Source organism: Rhodococcus koreensis, from assembly GCF_017068375.1.
GTDB classification, from domain to species: Bacteria; Actinomycetota; Actinomycetes; order Mycobacteriales; family Mycobacteriaceae; genus Rhodococcus_F; species Rhodococcus_F koreensis.
The window spans coordinates 566,163-583,654 of record NZ_CP070609.1 but is presented as its reverse complement, the minus strand read 5'-3'; the positions used below and the strand labels follow the sequence as shown (position 1 = coordinate 583,654).

Below are 17,492 nucleotides of genomic sequence, written 5' to 3'. Positions count from 1 at the left end.
GAACTCTCACCATTCATCGCGGACGGTGGTCACCTAACCCCAGATAGGACGTCGGCATAGGTCGACGACACCGGGTTCTTGAAGAAGGGCACCCGCTCGGCCGGCGTGCAGCGCCAGTACTCGGGCACCGCTGGGTGGGTGGACAATGTCAGATCGGGGTGTTCCTCGCCTACGCGAGTTCCGCTGGGCACGCGTTGATCGACCGGGAGCTGTACCTGCCCGAATCATGGACCTCTGCGGGTCTGGCTCGTCGAACGCGATATTTCCTACGTGCTGGCCACTCGCGTGGGCGACGACGTCTTTATCCCGGCGGGCACACCGGCCGGGCAGACGAGACGATCGCCGCGGTCCCGCCGAAGAGTGGCGCCGTATCTCTGCCGGCGACGGCGCGCACGGCCCGCGGGAGTATTCCTGGGTGCGGATCCCGATCCGGATCGCTTGGGCACCCGGGCGGGGGCACTGGCTGCTCGCCCGCCGATCCCTGTCGGATCCGACCGAGATCGCGGACTACATCTGCGCCGGACCCCGCCGCACCACGCTCACCGAACTCGCCGCCGCCGGCTCCCGGTGGCGGGTCGAGGAATGCTTCCAGTAGGCCCGCAGCGAGGCCGGCCTGGACCAGTATCAGGTGCGCACCTACCGTGCCTGGTACGCCCACACCACCTTGTCGATGCTCGCCCTCGCTGGCTGGCCGGGACGAAACCGAAGCAGTAGACGGGGAATCGGGATCGACGATCAGGGCATGATCGGCTACACGGTACCTTCAGATCCGGCGACTGCTCGTGCATCTGATCCTGTGGCACGTGCACCCCGACGAGCACGTCTGGTCCTGGTCACACTGGCGGAGACGCCGACAGCACCAGGCCCGCATCTGCCATTACCGAACACGCGGACACGATCAGAAGCGATATCGTCCGAGACTGACCGCGATGGGTAGGACGCGGACACTTCCCGAATCAACGTACGGTGCATAGGATTAACGATCGGCAGGAAGTATTTCGGGATTGGGTGATATCGCAGAGCACCGCGATGTGTAGGGGTGTCATGACGGATGCGCGGGTGCTGAAGGCGCACAATCGGTGAATGGCTTTTCGGTTCGTACAGGAGACGGTCCGTTTTCTCGCGGTCTCCGATCCCGGCAGGCTGCGGCTCCGTGCCGCAACCGCCACGACGATCACCGTCGTGCTCGCGATGGTGGTGCTGCTACCGGGTTCCAACGTGATCGGCCAGCCACTCACCGTCGCGCTGCTCGGGACGGTCGTCGCGATGCAGTCCTCGGCGGCGGTCAAGGACAGGGATCAGCACAGCAGGGTGATCACGACACTGCTGCTCGTGTTTCCTGCAATCGCAGCGGTGTCGATGTCCGCGGTGCTGTCACAGTTCGGGAAGGTCGCCGATGTGGGCTTCATCGCGGTGCTCTTCGCGGCCGTCTGGGTGCGGCGCTACGGCCCCCGAGGGACGGCGCTCGGAATGGTTGCGTTCATCTGCTACTTCTTCGCGCTCTTCCTTCGGGCCGAGCCTGGGCAGATTCCCATCCTCGCCGTGTCCGTCGTCGCCGGCGTCGGTATCTCGCTCCTCGTCCGTACAGTGATCCTGCCGGATCGGCCCGGGCTCGAACTCAAACGGTTGGTTCGGGCGCTGCGGGCCGCGTCGATCGACGTGCTGGAGGTGGCGTCGAACAGGGGTGATCGGAATCTCGATCTACTCCGCAAGAAACTCGACCGGCTCGGAAGCACCGCGCTGATGATCGACGACTGGCTCGACCGCAACGATGCAGCCCAGCTCCTGAGTGTCACAAACGATGATCTGTCCGTTCGCATCTTCGACGCGCAAATCGCTACCGAACAACTCGTCAGCGCGCTGTGGGCGCTCGACCCGAACAAGTCGTGGCCGAACTCGCTGGGGCAGGCGACCACGGCACTGGGATCGTGCCTGCAGAACAATCCGTCGGACAACCAACTCCGCGCTGCCCGACGCCTCGCCACCGCGGCCGCAAACAAGTCCGATCCATCGACTCCGGAGGGTATCGCGACCGCCGTCGCGATGCGAGCAGTGCAGGCACACATCGCGATCCATCACATCACCAACAATGCCCTGCGAACAGAATCCGAGCCGAGGAAGAAACCGGACGAGGCCGAAGAGGCGGACACCGGATGGAATCCGAGCACCAAAGCCGCGATCCAGGTAGCCGTCGCGACCAGCGCTGCAACGATTCTCGGTGAGCTGATCTCGCCCGACCGCTGGTACTGGGCGGTCCTGACGGCCTTCCTCGTTTTCACCGGAGCGTCTACCCGCGGTGAGATTCTCTCGCGCGCAGGCCACCGCGTCGTCGGCACCATCGCGGGAGTTCTTGCAGGAGTATTGCTGTCCGCGTTGGTCGGAAACAACCAGCCATTGCAGCTGCTCCTGCTCGTTGTCTGCGTATTCTTCGCGTTCTACCTCGTCACGGTTGCCTACGCATTGCTCTCCTTCTTCGTTACCGTCATGCTTGCGATGCTGTACGGACTGCTCGGCACATTCAGCATCGAGGTACTAGAACTGCGCATCTACGAAACGGCGGCCGGGGGAATCGTCGGAATAGCGGCGGCGTGCTTCATCTTCTCCACCGGAACGAGATCGACGCTGATCTCGAAGATCGACGACTACCTCGATCAGATGACTGCCATCATCGACACCGGTATCGGAGCCGTCGTCCAACCAGGCCACGAGACTGACCTCGTCGCCGACATCCGGAAGCTGGACAACGCGCTGAAGGACCTTGTCACGGCGGGCAAACCCTTGGAAATGGGACCGACGACGCGGACCCGTCGGGGAGCAAAACGGCTGTTGCGGATCATGACGGCCAGCAATCGGTCGTCTCATGCACTCGCCCGAGCAGGGGTCAGCGCCTCTCGCGGCGAACCGGACAGCGGACCGTCGCAGGCGACCGCGAAGGCATTGCGCCAAGCAGCCGACGTCACCAAGGCAACCATCGCCGACGTCAAACGCGCACTCGCCGGCGAGCACGTAGAGCCTCCAGAGAAACTCACCGAAACCTCGGCACCCGACGTCATGCTGCGGTCGACTACCACACCCGGGCCGGTTCGCAGTGCCGTCCGCTCGCTCAGCACCCTCAACCGCACGATGGGGGAGGCATTGACGCGTGTCTGATGGCGTCGTACACACTCCCGGGCGCTCAGCTCAGTTGTCGGATGCGGGGAGGGTGTCGGCGCATGTTCGAAGAGGGCGGGCCATCCGCGGCGTAGCCAGGTGAGAGGGCCGCGGTCGAGGTGGCTGCCTTTGATGAGGTGGGAGAGTTGCTGCTGATGATCGGGGACACCCAGTTCATGGAGTTTGGCGTAGACGGGGTTCACGGTCAGCCGATGTCGGGTGACATGTGCCCACGCCGAACTTGTGGTCCAGTTCCAGATCGGCCCGTAGGCGATCGCCCCGTCGGCGCGAACGATGATTCCGTCATCGCGGCCGCCGCGAGTGTAGGGGCAGGCGGATTCGTCGGCCCGCTCACCTATTGTTCGTCGAGCCCGAGCAGATTGTGAGCGCGTCGGGCGGGCTCGGTGGTCAACACCTTGTGCAAATCGACGGGCGTGCCGACAGGGGCGGAGTGATCCCAGTGGACGGAGTTGGCGAGGACCTGCAGTAGAGGTGGATCGGTGGGATACCTCGCCTGCGTCGGGGGCCGTATGCCGGCCGCGCGATGACGAAATGCGAAGCTCCGACTGAGGTGGTTTCAGAGGCTGGCAGTCAGATCGATGATGAGCTTGCCCGGTTGGCCGTTGGGGAACGAGTCCACGAAGGCGGCCGGCAGCTCCTCGAATCCGGGCAATACCGATTGCACGGCCTCCAACTGTCCGGAACTGATGAGTTCGCCAAGCGTGGCTTCAACCTCTGCTGCGCGGTCCATGTAGTCGAGCACGACGAATCCTTGGGTGAGGACACGCTTGGTGAGAAGCTGTCCGAAGTTGTTTGGGCCGGAGGGGCGTTCGGTCAAGTTGTAGCCGTCGATCAGGCCACACAAGGCGATGTGTGCGTGGTTGTTCAGCCGGGTGATCGATGCCTCGAACATCGGGCCCCCCGAGTTTTCGAAGAGGCGGTCGATGCCGTCCGGTGTTGCCGCCTCGAGCTGGTCCTTCCAATCAGGGGCCTTGCGGTCGACGACGGCGTCGGCGCCCAGTCGGGCCACCATCGAGCACTTCTCGGCGCCTCCTGCGATGCCGACAACCTGTGCGCCCGCCTGCTTCGCGAGTTGGACGGCCACGCTTCCGACTGCGCCAGAGGCGCCGGAGATCAAGACGGTGTGCCCTGGTTCCGGCCGCAAGATGTCGCACACTCCGGCCCACGCGGTCAGGCCCGTCATCCCGAGGACGCCAAGGTAGTGCTCCAAGGGGACGTCCTCGCGTGATGCGATTCGGTCCCAGTCAGAGCCGGGCGAGCTGACGATCTGGTGCCGTTGCCAGCCGACGAAGCCACGAACGATGTCGCCCGCGGTGAAATTGCTGTTGCGTGAGGCGGTCACGCGGGCCAGTCCGAAAGCGCGAACTGGCTCTCCGATTGCGACTGGCGGAAGATAACTCGGTCGGTCGTCGAGCCAGCCCCTGATGGCCGGATCGATCGAGATGAAGAGGGTCTCGAGTGCGACGTCGCCAGCCTTGAGTTCGGACAGGACGACGTCCTCCACTCGGAAGTCCTCCAAGCTCACGTGCCCGTGGGGGCGCTGCGCCAGGACGATCTGTTGTGATGAATTCACGGTGTGCTACTCCTTCGTCACCAACGACGGTAGAAGTCATGACGAGGCGAAACTTGGCCCTATGCGCACGGGATTCGACGAGCGCGCACAGCGCGCATCTCAATGCCGAATACGGTGCGCCTGATAAAAGCTGATGCGCGCAAACAGCCAAGACGTGATGTCCATCACTTCATAGGGTCGGTGGAAATGGGCTTCGTGCCGAGGAGTCCTCCTGGTAGATCCGGAGTCAACGCAATGAATGACACACGCGCCGACCGCCCTCTCGAGATTGCGGTCACGATCGATGACTTCATCCTGTGGGACGGCGTTCCCATGCCGGACGACACGACTCCCACCGACATCACGCGGTCTGTGGCGAAAACGCTGAACGACTACGGACTCAAGGGCACCTACGGCTTCTCTCACACATACCGGCTCGAGAACGAGCCAGAGCAAATCGAGGCCTTCGAGGCGTGGGCCGAAGCGGGCCATCACCTGGGTAACCACACTCACCAGCACGCTCCATTGCGCTGGATGCCCGACGCGGCATTCCGACGCGATTTTGAGACGGCCGAGAAGTACATCGGTCATCTGATCGACGCCGCACCGTCGAAGTACTTCCGGTACCCCATGGACATGTCATCAGGATCCGAACGACGTCGAGGGGAAGTCGAGAACTACCTCGCAGATCTCGGCTACCGCACTGCGCCGATCACCAGTTGGTTCAGTGATTTCGCGTTCATCATGCCTTACTTCCGCGCGATGACCCTAGGCGACAAGGACGTGCAGAAGCAGGTACGCGACCTGCACGTGTCGACCGCGGTTGACATGCTCTACAAGCACGCGGACACCGCGCACACCCTGTTCGGTGCCGACGCGCCCCTCATCTGGCTTGTACACGGCACCACGATCTCTCGTGACACCCTCGCTCCGATCCTGGAGGCATTCCTCGAGCGTGGCGTGGAGTTTGTAACCCTCGATGAGGCGATGAAGCATCCGGTGAACTTCGGGAAGCCGCCGTGTAATGAGAGCTTCACCAACCAACTACAGAGATTCGCGCTTGCTGCGGGCTTGCCGAAACCTGAACTCGACTTCGAGCGGCTTGCCGAGATCCTGAACCTCGCGCCCATTCCCGGCCTCGACACGATGGCGACTTACGAAGAGCGCATGTTCAAGCCGTTGGCAAAGCGGGTGGGAGCTGAATACGACTGGGATTGGTCCTGAGTCGGCAATCCACATTCACAACGTCACACCGTCATCATCTGAAAGCAGGATCATGCTCAACCTGGCCACCATGCTTGCCGACACTGCTCGACGCACTCCCAGCAGAACCGCTGTCATCGAAGGTGACCGAACCCTCACCTTCGGTGAAATCGATGCGGCTGCGAACAGTGTTGCCCAATATCTTCTCTCCCTGGGGTTGCGCTCAGGCGACCGCGTTGCCCTGACGATCGCGAATGTTGTCGAGTTTCCGATTGTCTACTTCGGCATCCTCAAGGCCGGTGGAGCCGTCGTGCCGCTCAACACGATGCTCAAGCGGGAGGAGGTTGCCTACCACCTCCGTGACTCGGGCGCGACGGCATACTTCTGTACCGTGCCGGGGCTCGACGACGAGGCGTGGCGGGGATTCCAGGACGTCGAATCCTGCGAGCAACTGGTCACCCTTGGCCCCGCTTTGCTCGATGAGCCAGGCGTGGGAACAACCTTGGCTGAGGCATTGGCCGAACACCCCGCGGAAGACGTCCTGCAGGTGACCGAGGCAACGGACACAGCGGTGGTCCTGTACACGAGCGGGACGACCGGCAAGCCGAAGGGGGCGGAGCTCTCCCACGCCAACATGGTCCTCAACGCCATCGGGCATAACCAACTGCTCGACGCCCGCGCCGACGACGTACACCTGGTCACTCTTCCGCTCTTCCACTCCTTCGCACAGACCGTACAGCTGAACGCCGGCTTCGCAATGGGGGCCACCCTGGTCCTGCTGCCACGATTCGACGCAGCCGAGGCCCTGGCGTTGATCACGCAGCACCGGGTGACAGTCTTCGCCGGTGTCCCGACGATGTACTGGGCTCTGCTCAATAGGGCCGCTGACGGAATAGACGTTGACCTCGCCGGTCTCCTGCGAATCGCGCTGTCCGGCGCAGCTGCCATGCCCGTCGATGTGCTGGAGCGGTTCCGGGATGTCTTCGGTGTCGGGATCCGGGAAGGCTACGGACTCTCCGAAACCAGTCCCACCGTCACGTTCAACCCGCTCGACCAACCAAACCGGTCGGGATCGATCGGCAAACCGATCTGGGGGGTAGAGGTGAAGCTCATCGACGATCACTGGAACGAGGTCCCCGCCGGGGAGCCAGGAGAACTCGCCGTACGTGGATACAACGTGATGAAGGGATACCTGGGGCGGCCCGAGGCGACAAAGGAAGTGATCCGCGAGGGCTGGTTCCGCACGGGCGATATCGCAACGCGAGACGAGGACGGCTACTACTTCATCGTCGATCGCGCCAAGGACTTGATCGTGCGGGGAGGCTTCAACGTCTACCCGCGCGAGCTCGAGGAGGTGCTCACCGGCCATCCAGAGGTCAGCCTCGTGGCCGTCGTCGGAATCCCGGATGAGCGAATCGGTGAGGAAGTGAAAGCCTTCGTCATCCGCGAGCCCGGATCGGAGTTGAAGGAGGAAGACCTGATCGGCTGGTCACGGGAACGGTTGGCGGCTTACAAGTACCCGCGCCTGGTGGAGTTCAGGGACACCTTGCCGATGAACGCGACAGGAAAGCTCCTCAAGCGGGCTCTGCGATGATCACGCCGTTGGCGTGGGCGCCGGCGCACGCTAGCGTCGACGGTGGCGCGAGTCACAGTTTCGGCATACCGGTGTGAGAAGGTGTTGTGACCTTGTATTCCGTCGATACGTTGCGCAGCAACGAGCACGACCAGCGCGAGCGCGGTGATTGGTGGCGCGATCAGGTCTCGTCGATCCACTGTCCGATGGCCTTCTCCCTTGCGGACAGCTACCAGGGAACCCTTCAGCATCAATATTCGGACACGTACCAGCTAGTTCGTTGGTGGGGCGAAGCGGAGGTCCTCTCCCGCACGGCAGCCGACATCCGCAGACATCCACATGGCGCCTACGAACTGCTCCTACCGGTCCGGGGTGAAGTGATCCTCGAGCAGGATCGTCGTGAAGCCACGATCACACCGGCGGTCATGGCTCTCACGTCGCTGGACACCGCGACTGTTCTGCGCCATGGTGACGGCTTCTCCTCCGTTGCATTCGTGATTCCCCGTGACCGGATCGAGGCGCGGGTGCCCACATTGCCGCACGCCGGCACCGTCCTCGATGCGACATCCGGACTGGGGCGCGTCGTTGTCGACGTGGTCAGTAGTCTGCGCAGGGAGCGGCACGAGCTCACCGGTAGTCAATTCGACGCGATCGCCGACCGAATCGTGGATCTCGTGGCGCTCGCCTACAACGCAGACACGGCCGCCCCCTCCGTCGATGTTCAGGAAGGGTTGGTCACCGCGATCCGACGCTTTGTTCGAGAGAATGCGCACGACCCGAACCTCACAGGTGCCGTGGTCGCGACGCGTCTCGGCTGGTCGCTCCGGCACGTTCAGGCCCAGTTGCAGCGGATTGGGACAACGCCGTCGGACCTCATCCGAGAGGAGCGTCTGGCGTTGGCCCGGTTGCGTCTTCAGGACCGTGGCTGGAGCCACCAGAGCGTGACTCAGGTGGCGTACTCGTCAGGATTCGGCGACCTCAGCACCTTCAGTAATGCGTACCGGCGGGCCTTCGGTGAGCGCCCGTCCGACACACGTTCTGCGGCAGCCGAAAACGACTGAATCAGCAGACCCGCGGGCCCGCTCGACGTCCAGGCTTGCCCGCGGCTCCGCTCATGTCTACTGCGCGCGACGCAAGCGAAGTGCGCTGACCTCCAAGAGATAACGTCAATGCGGTCCTAGCGTAGATAATATGAATAGTGCAACCACCTCCGAAGTGCGACCGGCACCCGACACCCTCTTCTCTGTCGCCGGGAGGACCGCCGTCGTAACCGGTGGCTCACGAGGGATCGGCGCCATGATCGCCCGCGGCCTGGTACAGGGCGGTGCCCACGTTGTCATCACCAGCCGAAAGGAAGAACAGTGCCGCGCGACGGCCGAAGCCATCAATGCCGGGGCAGACGCTGCGGGAACGACAGGACGCTGCACCCCCGTCGCCAGTGACCTGTCGTCGGCCGAAGGGGTGACCGGTCTGGTCGACTGGCTGGGCGAGCACCTGACAAGCATCGACATCCTGGTGAACAATGCCGGGGCCACCTGGGGTGCGCCACTTGAAGAGTTTCCCCTCATCGGTTGGACGAAGGTGCTCAACACCAACCTTGTCGCTCCGTTCTACCTCATCACGGGAACGCTTCCGCTTCTGCGCAATGCGGCACGCCCCGACCGGCCCGCTCATGTCATCAACATCGGCAGCGTGGATGCCTTGACTACACCTAGCTGGGAGAACTACTCCTACAGTGCGAGCAAAGCCGGTCTGCACATGGTCACCCGCCATTTAGCCAAGCAACTGGCATCCGACAGTATTACCGTCAACGCGATCGCCCCCGGGCCTGTCTTGACGGACATGCTCGGACACGTCGCGGCGGATCCAGAGGTCGAGGCAGAGCTCGTCGGGCGCGTCCCACTGGGCCGCTACGGACAAACCGACGACCTGATCGGCACGGTCCGGTTCTTGGCCTCCCGTGCCGGCTCTTATCTGACCGGCACCATCATTCCGCTCGACGGCGGGATCTCCGGCTGCGCCGGCTGAACCTTCGCCTCCATCTTCTTCCACGTACAGCAATCACCGATTGAAGGAACAACCATGCCTGAAGTTGTCATCGTCGCCACCGCACGTTCGCCGATCGGTAGAGCGATCGAGGACTCATTGAAGGACATTCGGCCCGATGACCTCCCCGTCCAGATGGTCACGGCCGCGTTGGCGAAAGTACCTGCACTCCATCCAAGCGACATCGACGACCTCATGCTCGGTGTCGGCGAACAGCGACTGAACGTCAGCGGTGGGCCATCGCCATGGGCCACCCGTTCGGCATGACCGGTGCGCGGACCACCAGCACCCTCATCAACTTACTGCAGACGCACGACAAGCAGTTCGGCCTCGAAACCATGTGCGTAGGCGGAGGACAGGGCATGGCACTGATCCTCGAATGCTCACCTGACCCGAAGTCACATCGATCCAATCCTCGAGAGGTACCCCCAATCTCGTGAACACATCACCCCATCCCGAACACCGCCGCACCGCAATCGTCACCGGTGCTGCACGGGGAATCGGCGCCGCCGTCGCGCAGCGGCTCGCAGCAGACGGCCACGCTGTCGCCGTCCTCGACCTCGAGGAGGCCGCCGCCCAGTACGTGGTCGACACGATCACCCAGGCCGGAGGAACCGCACTTGCTGTCGGCGCAGACGTCTCCAACGGAACTGGTGTCGAGAAGGCAGTGGATAAGATCACAACGGAACTCGGAGCGCCGGTCGTTCTGGTCAACAACGCCGGCGTCACCCGCGACAATCTTCTGTTCAAAATGTCGGCCACCGACTGGGATACCGTCATGAACGTCCACTTGCGTGGCTCGTTCCTGATGACGAGAGAGGTTCAGGGACACATGACTCAGGCCGGTTTTGGGCGAATCATCAACCTCTCGAGCGTGTCGGCGCTCGGAAACCGCGGTCAAGCAAACTACGCCGCAGCCAAAGCCGGGCTGCAAGGTTTCACCAAAACTCTAGCCCTCGAACTCGGCAAATTCGGCGTCACCGCCAACGCCGTTGCTCCCGGTTTCATCGAGACCGAGATGACAGCCGCGACGGCAGCACGAATGGGAATGAAGTTCGACGATCTCAAGAAGAGGGCGGCCGCCGACATCCCCGTCGCCCGAGTCGGGGTCCCCGACGACATCGCACACGCGATCTCATTCCTAGCGAGTGAGGGAGCCGGATTCGTCTCCGGGCAGGTTCTCTACATCGCCGGAGGGCCCAAGGTATGAAGACACTCAACGGAATCGACGAACTACACGCGGTGGCGAACATCCGGATCGGCTACTCGTCATGGCACACCCTCACCCAGGAGAAAATCGACGCGTTCGCTGACGCGACAGGTGACCACCAGTGGATTCACGTCGATCCCTCACGGGCTGCTGACGGACCGTTCGGCGCCACCATCGCCCACGGACATCTGCTGACCTCGATGATCCCGATGCTTGTATGGGAGGTCTACGCCGTCGACGGCGTCCGAATGGGAATCAACTACGGGTCGAACAAGGTTCGATTCCCAGCACCCGTCCCCGTCGGCTCGCGGATTCGGGCCGCGGTTGACATAGTAAACGTTGAAACCGTCCCCTCGGGCGTCCAGGTTGTCACGGCCGTCACGATCGAACGCGAGAATGCCGACAAGCCGGTTTGTATTGCAGAGATTGTCAGCATCTACGTTCCGAATTAACCTCGCAGACTTGCGAAATCCCCACCGGAGAGATTGCACGCTGACAAATGATCGACGGGGGGCCACACCCGCATGGGGTGACATCTGACCTGTGAAAATCAGTCTTCACGCTGAAAGGATGCTGCAATGCCGAAGCCGTTCCCCGAGGGTTCCACCGCCCGCAAGCGCGAAGCTCCGCTGAATCAGATCGCCGCGACCACCGTGGTGCTGCCGTCGCTCGGTGAGAACGTCACCGAGGCGACCATCACCCGCTGGCTCACATCGCGAGGTGACCGCATCGAAGAGGGGGAACCGGTGCTCGAGGTGTCCACCGACAAGGTCGACACCGAGGTCCCGTCGCCGACGGCCGGGATTCTCGTCGACATCCTCGCTTCAGAGGACACTGTCGTCGAGGTCGGTGGCCCGCTGGCGATGATCGGAGCGAACGCCGCGGGGGTGACTCTGCCGGAACCTGCGCCCATCGTCGAACCGGTCACGGTGTCCGGCGCGGACCGCGTCGAGAAGCTGCCGCGGATCCGTCGCACCATCGCCCGGAGAATGGTCGAATCCCTCCACACCTCGGCGCAATTGACGACAGTCGTCGAGATCGATGTCACCGGGATCGCCCGCGTGCGGGACCGGGAGGAGGCGGTGCTCCACGCACGCACAGGTATGAAGCTGTCGTTCCCGCCGTTCTTCGTGGCCGACGCGGTCGAAGCGCTCGGCGACCATCCGGTGATCAACCTCACCACGGTGCGGCAACGGCTGGAAACGGGCTTTGGCCTGCAGCTCTGCATCAAGCACAGGTTGTACGAACCAAACCTGACGATCTCCGCTTGTCTCAATCGATCTGGGCCAACGCGCGAGCGAGACGGACCAGTTGTTGCCGCTGCTGTCACTCGTCCTTCGGCGAGACGAAACCGAGATGGCGGCGCAGCGGTGCGGCCGCGGTCCCGGCGCCGACGACGAGGGTGAGCGCGGCGATGGCGCCGAACCCGGCGGTGAGTGTGGCGACCGCGGCGACGCCTCCGACGAGTAGAGGTCCTCCTGCGTCGCCGAGTTCGCGTCCGAGTTCGGCGGCACCCATGGTCTGTCCCATCCTCTCGTCGGGAGTCGAGCCGGCCAGCGCCGCAAAAGCCAGCGGGGTGATCAGTCCCGTGCCGGTGCCGATGACCACTGCGGAGAGCAGCACACCGAGCAAACCGGGGATCATGGCGCACCCGAGTCCGGTGGCGGTGATCAGCAGGCCCAGCGCGGTTCCGGTGCCGGCCGAGATGCGACCTGCGTCCAGTGCCCGCCCGGCTCGCGGCTGCACGAGGGCGGCGCAGGCGGCGAGGACGGACACGGCAGCGCCGGTCGCCACCGAGCCGAGCCCGGCGGCGGCGCCGCTGACGGGCAGGAATCCCACTCCCACGGACAGCGCCGAGGTTGCGAACGCGAGTGCGAGGGTGGGCCGGAGAAACGTCCGATCCGTCAGACGGCGTGCCAGGTCCAGGACGGTCTGCCGGTCGCGCGGCAGGGGCGGCAGGGCGGGCACCACGCGCGCCGCCCATGCCGCGATGGTGAGCGCGAGGGCGGTCATCACCGCGAACAGCAGTGTGAGGCCGCTGAGCCACACCAGCACGCCGCCCAGCAGTGGGCCGAGCGTGTAGCCGAGGCTCTTGTAGAAGCCGTATGTTCCGAACGCGGTGCCGTGCCCGGCTTTCGGGGTCATCCGTGCGAGCAGCGCACTTGCGGCCGGGGAAAACGCGGACGCGGCGGCGCCCTGCCCGAGCCGGGCCGACCACAGCCAGTCCGAGTCGCCGACCACGACGAACAGGGCGGAGGCCGCGGCGAATCCGAGGAGGCCACCGAGAAAGACCGGTCGGGCACCGATCCGGTCGGCGAGGGTCCCGAACACGGGTTTGAGCACTACCTCGGCGCCGTCGTACAGCGCCAGCAGCAGACCGAGATACAGGAGGGAGCCGGCCGGGTCCTCGAGGTCGAAGGCGAGGTTCGCCGCGACGGCATGCGCTCCGAAGGCCGTGGTGAAACCGGCCGCGTACAGCGGCCACATCCGCCACCGCGCGGCTGGTGACGCGGCGCCGGTCATGGCCGTTCGCTGTCGGCGGCGGGTTCCGTCAGCCAGCGCGCTCCGGTTCCCTCACTCGTCACCAGGAAAATGTAGCAGCGGCTACATCGGACGAAGTCCTGAGCGTTACGTCACTCGGTCGCCGATCGTTCAGTGGAGGGCGGTCCCGCGACGAAGTCGGCCAGCGACAGTGAGGCTGTTCGGTCGTGTCGGTTGCGAATGAAGATGGTTTGGTCGGTCAGGTTGGTCACGGTGGTGCACAGGGTGGCGAGGGGGTCGTCGCCCGCGGCGGTGCGGTGGACGCCGGTGGGAACGGGGGATCCGGCCAGGACTCGGTCGAACCAGTCGACGCCGGGTTCGAGGGCCGGGGTGATGTTTTCGAGGACCCTGCCCCGAGCAAGACTCTCGTCGCGCTGCCCGAGATTGGCGGTGGCGGCTCCAGCCGGCGCCCGGTCCGGTGGGTCGGGCATGAACCGGATGTGGTTGGTGTGCCATTCGAATGCTCTGTCGTGTGAGAGTTCACGGACGGCGTGACGCCCCGCGGCGGTTTCGACGACTGCGGCGCGACCGGTGTGGGTATCGCCGATCGTGTAGGCGAAGCCGCCGGCGCTGGGGTGGGTGCGCAGAAAGTCGACGGCGTCGGTGAAGGTGGTGCACTGCTGCAGTCGGCGGGCGACGAAATGGCGGCCGGGGGCGGCGATCGGAGTGGTGACCTGGATGTGGTTGATGCCCCACACCAGTCCGGCGGCGTTGGCGGCGAGTGTGTTGGAAGGCAGGAACCCGGGGTACCACTGCACGGTGACCGGTAGGTCACCGTCGATGTGGAGGGTCAGGAGCATGAAGTGTCCGTCGAGGGCGGGGGCGCCGTCCTCGTTGTGCGCGATGAAAGACGATGTGCCGCGCCAGGCGAGGTCCGTGCAGCCGGTGCCGTCGTCGACGCCGAGGTCGCCGCGCAGATTGGCCAGCAGCAAATCCTCGTAGGGCAGCGTGGCGCCGGCCGCGAGCGCACGCAGCTCGGCGGCGAGGTGCGGGTACGCCTGTTCGGTGGCTGCCGCCACATCGGCCAGGATGCGTCGTCCGCGACCACTGCGGGTGAAGACTTGCAGGCCTTCGCGTTCGGGCAACTGTTTCTGCACGGCGGTGATCGAGGCGCGGGCGTACTCACCCAGCAGGGTGAACGCGGCGATGCGTTCGCCCGTCACCACCACCCATCGCAGTCCGGCGACCGTGGTCTCGTCGATACGGGCGTTCATCGTCCGCTGAACTGCGGGGCTCGCCGTTCGAGCATGGCCCCGACAGCCTCGTGGTGGTCTTCGGTGTGATGCGCAACAGCCTGCATGGCCGCCGACAGCTCGAGGATGCTCTCGAGGCTCTGGTGCTGCCCTTCGCGCAGCAACCGCTTGGTCATCCGCAGCACGTGCGGCGGGTTCGCCGACACCCGGGACGCGAGTTCGTGGGCGGCGGTCAGAAGGTGCTCGGGCTCGGTGACCGCGGAGATCATGCCCCACTCGAGTGCGGTCTGCGCGTCGATCGCCTCACCCGTGAAGGCCATCTCACTTGCCCGGGCCATGCCGATGGCACGGGGCAGCAGCCAGGCGCCTCCGTCGCCGGGAATGATGCCGACCTTGACGAAGCTTTCGGCGAACTGCGCGGTGGTCGAGGCGATCCGCAGGTCGCACATCATTGCCAGGTCGCAGCCGGCGCCGATGGCTGCCCCGTTCACGGCGGCGATCGTCGGGATCTCACAGTGGTACAGCGCTTTCGGGAGGCGCTGGATGCCGTGCCGGTAGCCCTGCCGCAGTTCTGCGGGGGACCCGCCGAACATGCCTTCCTTGTCGCGCATGTGTTTGACGTTGCCGCCGGAGGAGAACGCGGAGCCGGCGCCGGTGAGGATCGCCACCCGCACGCTGGGGTCGCGGTTGACCGCGGTGACGGCCTCCTCGAGCGCGTCGATGGTGTCGGCCTCGGAGATGGGATTCCGGGCCTCGGGGTTGTTGAGGGTCCAGACGACGGTGTCGCCGGTGCGGTCGGTCAGCAGGGGGTCGCTCATGCGTGTTCTCCAGAAAGATTGTCGGACAAGACGATACGCACGTCCACGGGGACGATCCCGGTGTTCGAGGCGATGACGGGGTTGAGATCGAGCTCGCCGATCTCGGGGTGTGCTGCAACGATGTCACCGACGTGGACGAGGAACCTGGCCAGCGCAGTCCGGTCGATCACCGGAAGGTGGCGGTAGCCGTCGAGCATGCGGGAGGCGATGGTCTCGTCGATCATCTCGTGGGCTTCGATCTCGGTGAACGGCGCCGCGCGGAAGGTGACGTCCTCGAGGGCTTCGACCATCACACCACCGCTGCCGAATGCCACCACCGGGCCGAAGATCGGGTCGTGGGTGGCGCCGACGAGGAGTTCGACGCCCTGATCGGCCATAGGGGTGACGACGATGCCGTCGATCACTGCGCCGCGCACGTTCTCGGTGACCGCGTCGATGATCGCCTGTGCATTCTCCGCGGCGGTGGCGCCGACCACGTTCAGTTTCACGCCACCGACGTCGGACTTGTGGATCACCTGCGGCGAGACGATCTTCAGTGCACACGGCCGCCCGTATCCGACGACCGCGGTGACGACCTCGTCGACGGTGCGGGCGAAGGTCCATCCGCCGATGTCGACCCCGGCGTCCTCGACGAAGGCGCGGGCGGTCGGCTCGTCCAGAATTCCCGTTCCCACCGCAGCACGCGGTGCGGGGGCGGGCAAGGTGAGGGGCGAACGTTGCGACGCCGTGGCCAGTCGTCGTCCGCGCCGGTCCAGGGCGGCGACCACCCGGACGGCGTGGTCGATGGAACTGATCACCGGGACCCCACCGGCGCGCAGGCGGTCGTGGTTGGAGACAGTGTCCCCGGCGTAACAACTCTGCACCAGCAGGGGAACCCGGTGGGCGGTGGTCAGCTCGAGGAGCCTGTCGGCGGTGGCGTCCTCGGCGTCTGTCAGGCTGGCGTCGAACCGCAGGTGATAACCGCCGTACAGTCCCACGATCAGCACCAATCCGACCGCCGGATCCCGCATCAGGGCGTCCACCGCGTCGGCGAACACCGTGGGATCGGCGTCGGTGGCCCCGGCCACGTCGACGGGGTTGACCACCGACGCCGGCCCGCCGAGCAGATCACGCAGGACCCGCTGGGTCTGGTCACCGATCTGCGCGAGTTCGATTCCGCGCGCGGTCAGTGCGTCGGCGGCCAGGGTGGCGTGGCCGCCGCCGTCGGACAGGATTGCAACCTTGCGGCCGGACGCGATCGGTGCGGTGGTGGCCATTGCTCCTGCCACGACGGCCAGTTCGTCCGAGCGGTCTACCAATTCCGCACCGGCCTGGCGCAGCACCGCGGTGGCGACAGCGTCCGAACCGGCGATCGACCCGGTGTGAGAGAGCGCGGTGCGCTGCCCGACCTCGGAGCGGCCGCCGCGCAGTACCACCACCGGCTTCTCCCGCACCGCGCTCGCCGCGGCGACCAGGAACGCCCGGCCGTCCGCGAAACCCTCCGAGTGGATGGCGACGGCACCGGTGCCGGTGTCGCGGGCGAGTTCGGTGACACATTCGTCGTAGCGGACGTCGGCCTGGTTGCCGAGGCCGACGTAGGCGTGGAAGCCGGGACCCTTCAGAGCGCGGTTGTCGTTGACCAGGGACAGCAGCATGTTTCCGCTCTGGGTGACCACGCTGATCGGGCCCTTGGGCACGTCCTGCAGGCCCACCAGGTTCGCGCCGGTGGAGACGTTGAGCATCCCGGAGGTGTTCGGACCGATCACCCGCACACCGGTCTCGGCGATCGCTCGCGCGAGGTCGGCGTCGAGGTCGGCCCCGGAGTCTCCGGTTTCCTTGAATCCGTTGGCCAGCACCACCACTCCGGCGATGCCGATCGCCGCGCACTCGCGCACGGCGTCGGGTACGGCGGCGCCGGGCAGGGCGATGAGGGCGACGTCGACGCCGTAGGGCAGTCCGTCGATCGAGGGGACGACCTCGAGTCCGAGGATCTCGGTTGCATTCGGGTTGACCGGGTACACCGGGTGCTCGTACCCGGCCTGCTGCAGCGCGCGCACGGCCTGGAAGCCGCGCTTGGTCGGGCTGGTCGAGGCGCCGACGATCGCGATGGAGCGAGGATCGAAGAGGCGCTGGAGCGCCGTGCGGGTTCCGGCCCGCGGGGCGGGAGCGACCGCGGCGGGGGAGGGCTGAGCCATCGTTGTCATCG

General features: G+C 65.1%; 13 protein-coding genes and 2 pseudogenes. 10 read left to right on the top strand and 5 right to left on the bottom strand.

The window, feature by feature from the left end; all coding sequences use genetic code 11:
- Positions 1-60: 60 nt before the first annotated feature.
- Together JWS14_RS51680 and JWS14_RS02620 are read left to right on the top strand one after the other, a co-directional pair.
- Positions 61-746, top strand: a pseudogene (locus tag JWS14_RS51680) (IS701 family transposase); the annotation flags it as partial.
- Between the two features lie 337 nt (positions 747-1,083).
- Positions 1,084-3,150 (top strand): FUSC family protein, encoded by a 2,067-nt coding sequence (locus tag JWS14_RS02620; RefSeq protein WP_095863962.1) that lies wholly within the window; start codon positions 1,084-1,086, stop codon positions 3,148-3,150.
- 577 nt (positions 3,151-3,727) lie between these two features.
- On the opposite strand, the gene JWS14_RS02615 is transcribed toward JWS14_RS02620, so the two are convergent.
- On the bottom strand, positions 3,728-4,744 hold the full coding sequence (locus JWS14_RS02615; RefSeq protein ID WP_072943244.1) for an NADP-dependent oxidoreductase: 1,017 nt from the start codon (positions 4,742-4,744) through the stop codon (positions 3,728-3,730).
- 234 nt (positions 4,745-4,978) lie between these two features.
- Between JWS14_RS02615 and JWS14_RS02610 the strand changes: the two genes are divergently transcribed.
- The 8 genes and pseudogenes from JWS14_RS02610 (at position 4,979) to JWS14_RS02570 (ending at position 12,161) form a co-directional block, all read left to right on the top strand.
- On the top strand, positions 4,979-5,947 hold the full coding sequence (locus JWS14_RS02610) for a polysaccharide deacetylase family protein (protein WP_206012426.1): 969 nt from the start codon (positions 4,979-4,981) through the stop codon (positions 5,945-5,947).
- Between the two features lie 52 nt (positions 5,948-5,999).
- Positions 6,000-7,520 (top strand): long-chain-fatty-acid--CoA ligase, encoded by a 1,521-nt coding sequence (locus JWS14_RS02605; protein WP_206012425.1) that lies wholly within the window; start codon positions 6,000-6,002, stop codon positions 7,518-7,520.
- A gap of 86 nt (positions 7,521-7,606) precedes the next feature.
- Complete coding sequence (locus tag JWS14_RS02600; protein WP_241031237.1) at positions 7,607-8,560, top strand: helix-turn-helix transcriptional regulator; 954 nt, start codon at positions 7,607-7,609, stop codon at positions 8,558-8,560.
- A 130-nt stretch (positions 8,561-8,690) separates the two neighbouring features.
- Positions 8,691-9,527 carry an SDR family oxidoreductase gene (locus JWS14_RS02595; protein ID WP_072943250.1) on the top strand — a complete coding sequence of 279 codons (837 nt, stop codon included), beginning with the start codon at positions 8,691-8,693 and terminating at the stop codon, positions 9,525-9,527.
- Positions 9,528-9,581: 54 nt separating this feature from the next.
- A pseudogene (locus tag JWS14_RS51675) lies at positions 9,582-9,985 on the top strand (thiolase family protein).
- Complete coding sequence (gene fabG / locus JWS14_RS02580; RefSeq protein WP_206012424.1) at positions 9,982-10,755, top strand: 3-oxoacyl-ACP reductase FabG; 774 nt, start codon at positions 9,982-9,984, stop codon at positions 10,753-10,755. The pseudogene JWS14_RS51675 and the gene fabG overlap by 4 nt, the downstream one beginning before the upstream one ends.
- A complete protein-coding gene (locus tag JWS14_RS02575) occupies positions 10,752-11,207 on the top strand; it encodes a MaoC family dehydratase (RefSeq protein ID WP_206012423.1) in 456 nt (151 codons plus the stop codon). Before fabG ends, JWS14_RS02575 begins: the two co-directional genes overlap by 4 nt.
- 126 nt (positions 11,208-11,333) lie before the next feature.
- Positions 11,334-12,161 carry a biotin/lipoyl-containing protein gene (locus tag JWS14_RS02570; protein WP_206012422.1) on the top strand — a complete coding sequence of 276 codons (828 nt, stop codon included), beginning with the start codon at positions 11,334-11,336 and terminating at the stop codon, positions 12,159-12,161.
- Here JWS14_RS02570 and JWS14_RS02565 read toward each other — a convergent pair.
- From JWS14_RS02565 to JWS14_RS02550, 4 genes are all read right to left on the bottom strand, one after another.
- Positions 12,082-13,278 (bottom strand): MFS transporter, encoded by a 1,197-nt coding sequence (locus JWS14_RS02565; RefSeq protein WP_241031235.1) that lies wholly within the window; start codon positions 13,276-13,278, stop codon positions 12,082-12,084. The two genes, JWS14_RS02570 and JWS14_RS02565, sit on opposite strands and share 80 nt — an antisense overlap.
- Before the next feature lie 110 nt (positions 13,279-13,388).
- A complete protein-coding gene (locus JWS14_RS02560) occupies positions 13,389-14,510 on the bottom strand; it encodes a C45 family autoproteolytic acyltransferase/hydrolase (protein ID WP_206012421.1) in 1,122 nt (373 codons plus the stop codon).
- Complete coding sequence (locus tag JWS14_RS02555) at positions 14,507-15,307, bottom strand: crotonase/enoyl-CoA hydratase family protein (protein ID WP_095863968.1); 801 nt, start codon at positions 15,305-15,307, stop codon at positions 14,507-14,509. Before JWS14_RS02555 ends, JWS14_RS02560 begins: the two co-directional genes overlap by 4 nt.
- Positions 15,304-17,490 (bottom strand): acetate--CoA ligase family protein, encoded by a 2,187-nt coding sequence (locus JWS14_RS02550; RefSeq protein WP_206012420.1) that lies wholly within the window; start codon positions 17,488-17,490, stop codon positions 15,304-15,306. The genes JWS14_RS02555 and JWS14_RS02550 overlap by 4 nt, the downstream gene beginning before the upstream one ends.
- Positions 17,491-17,492: the final 2 nt, after the last annotated feature.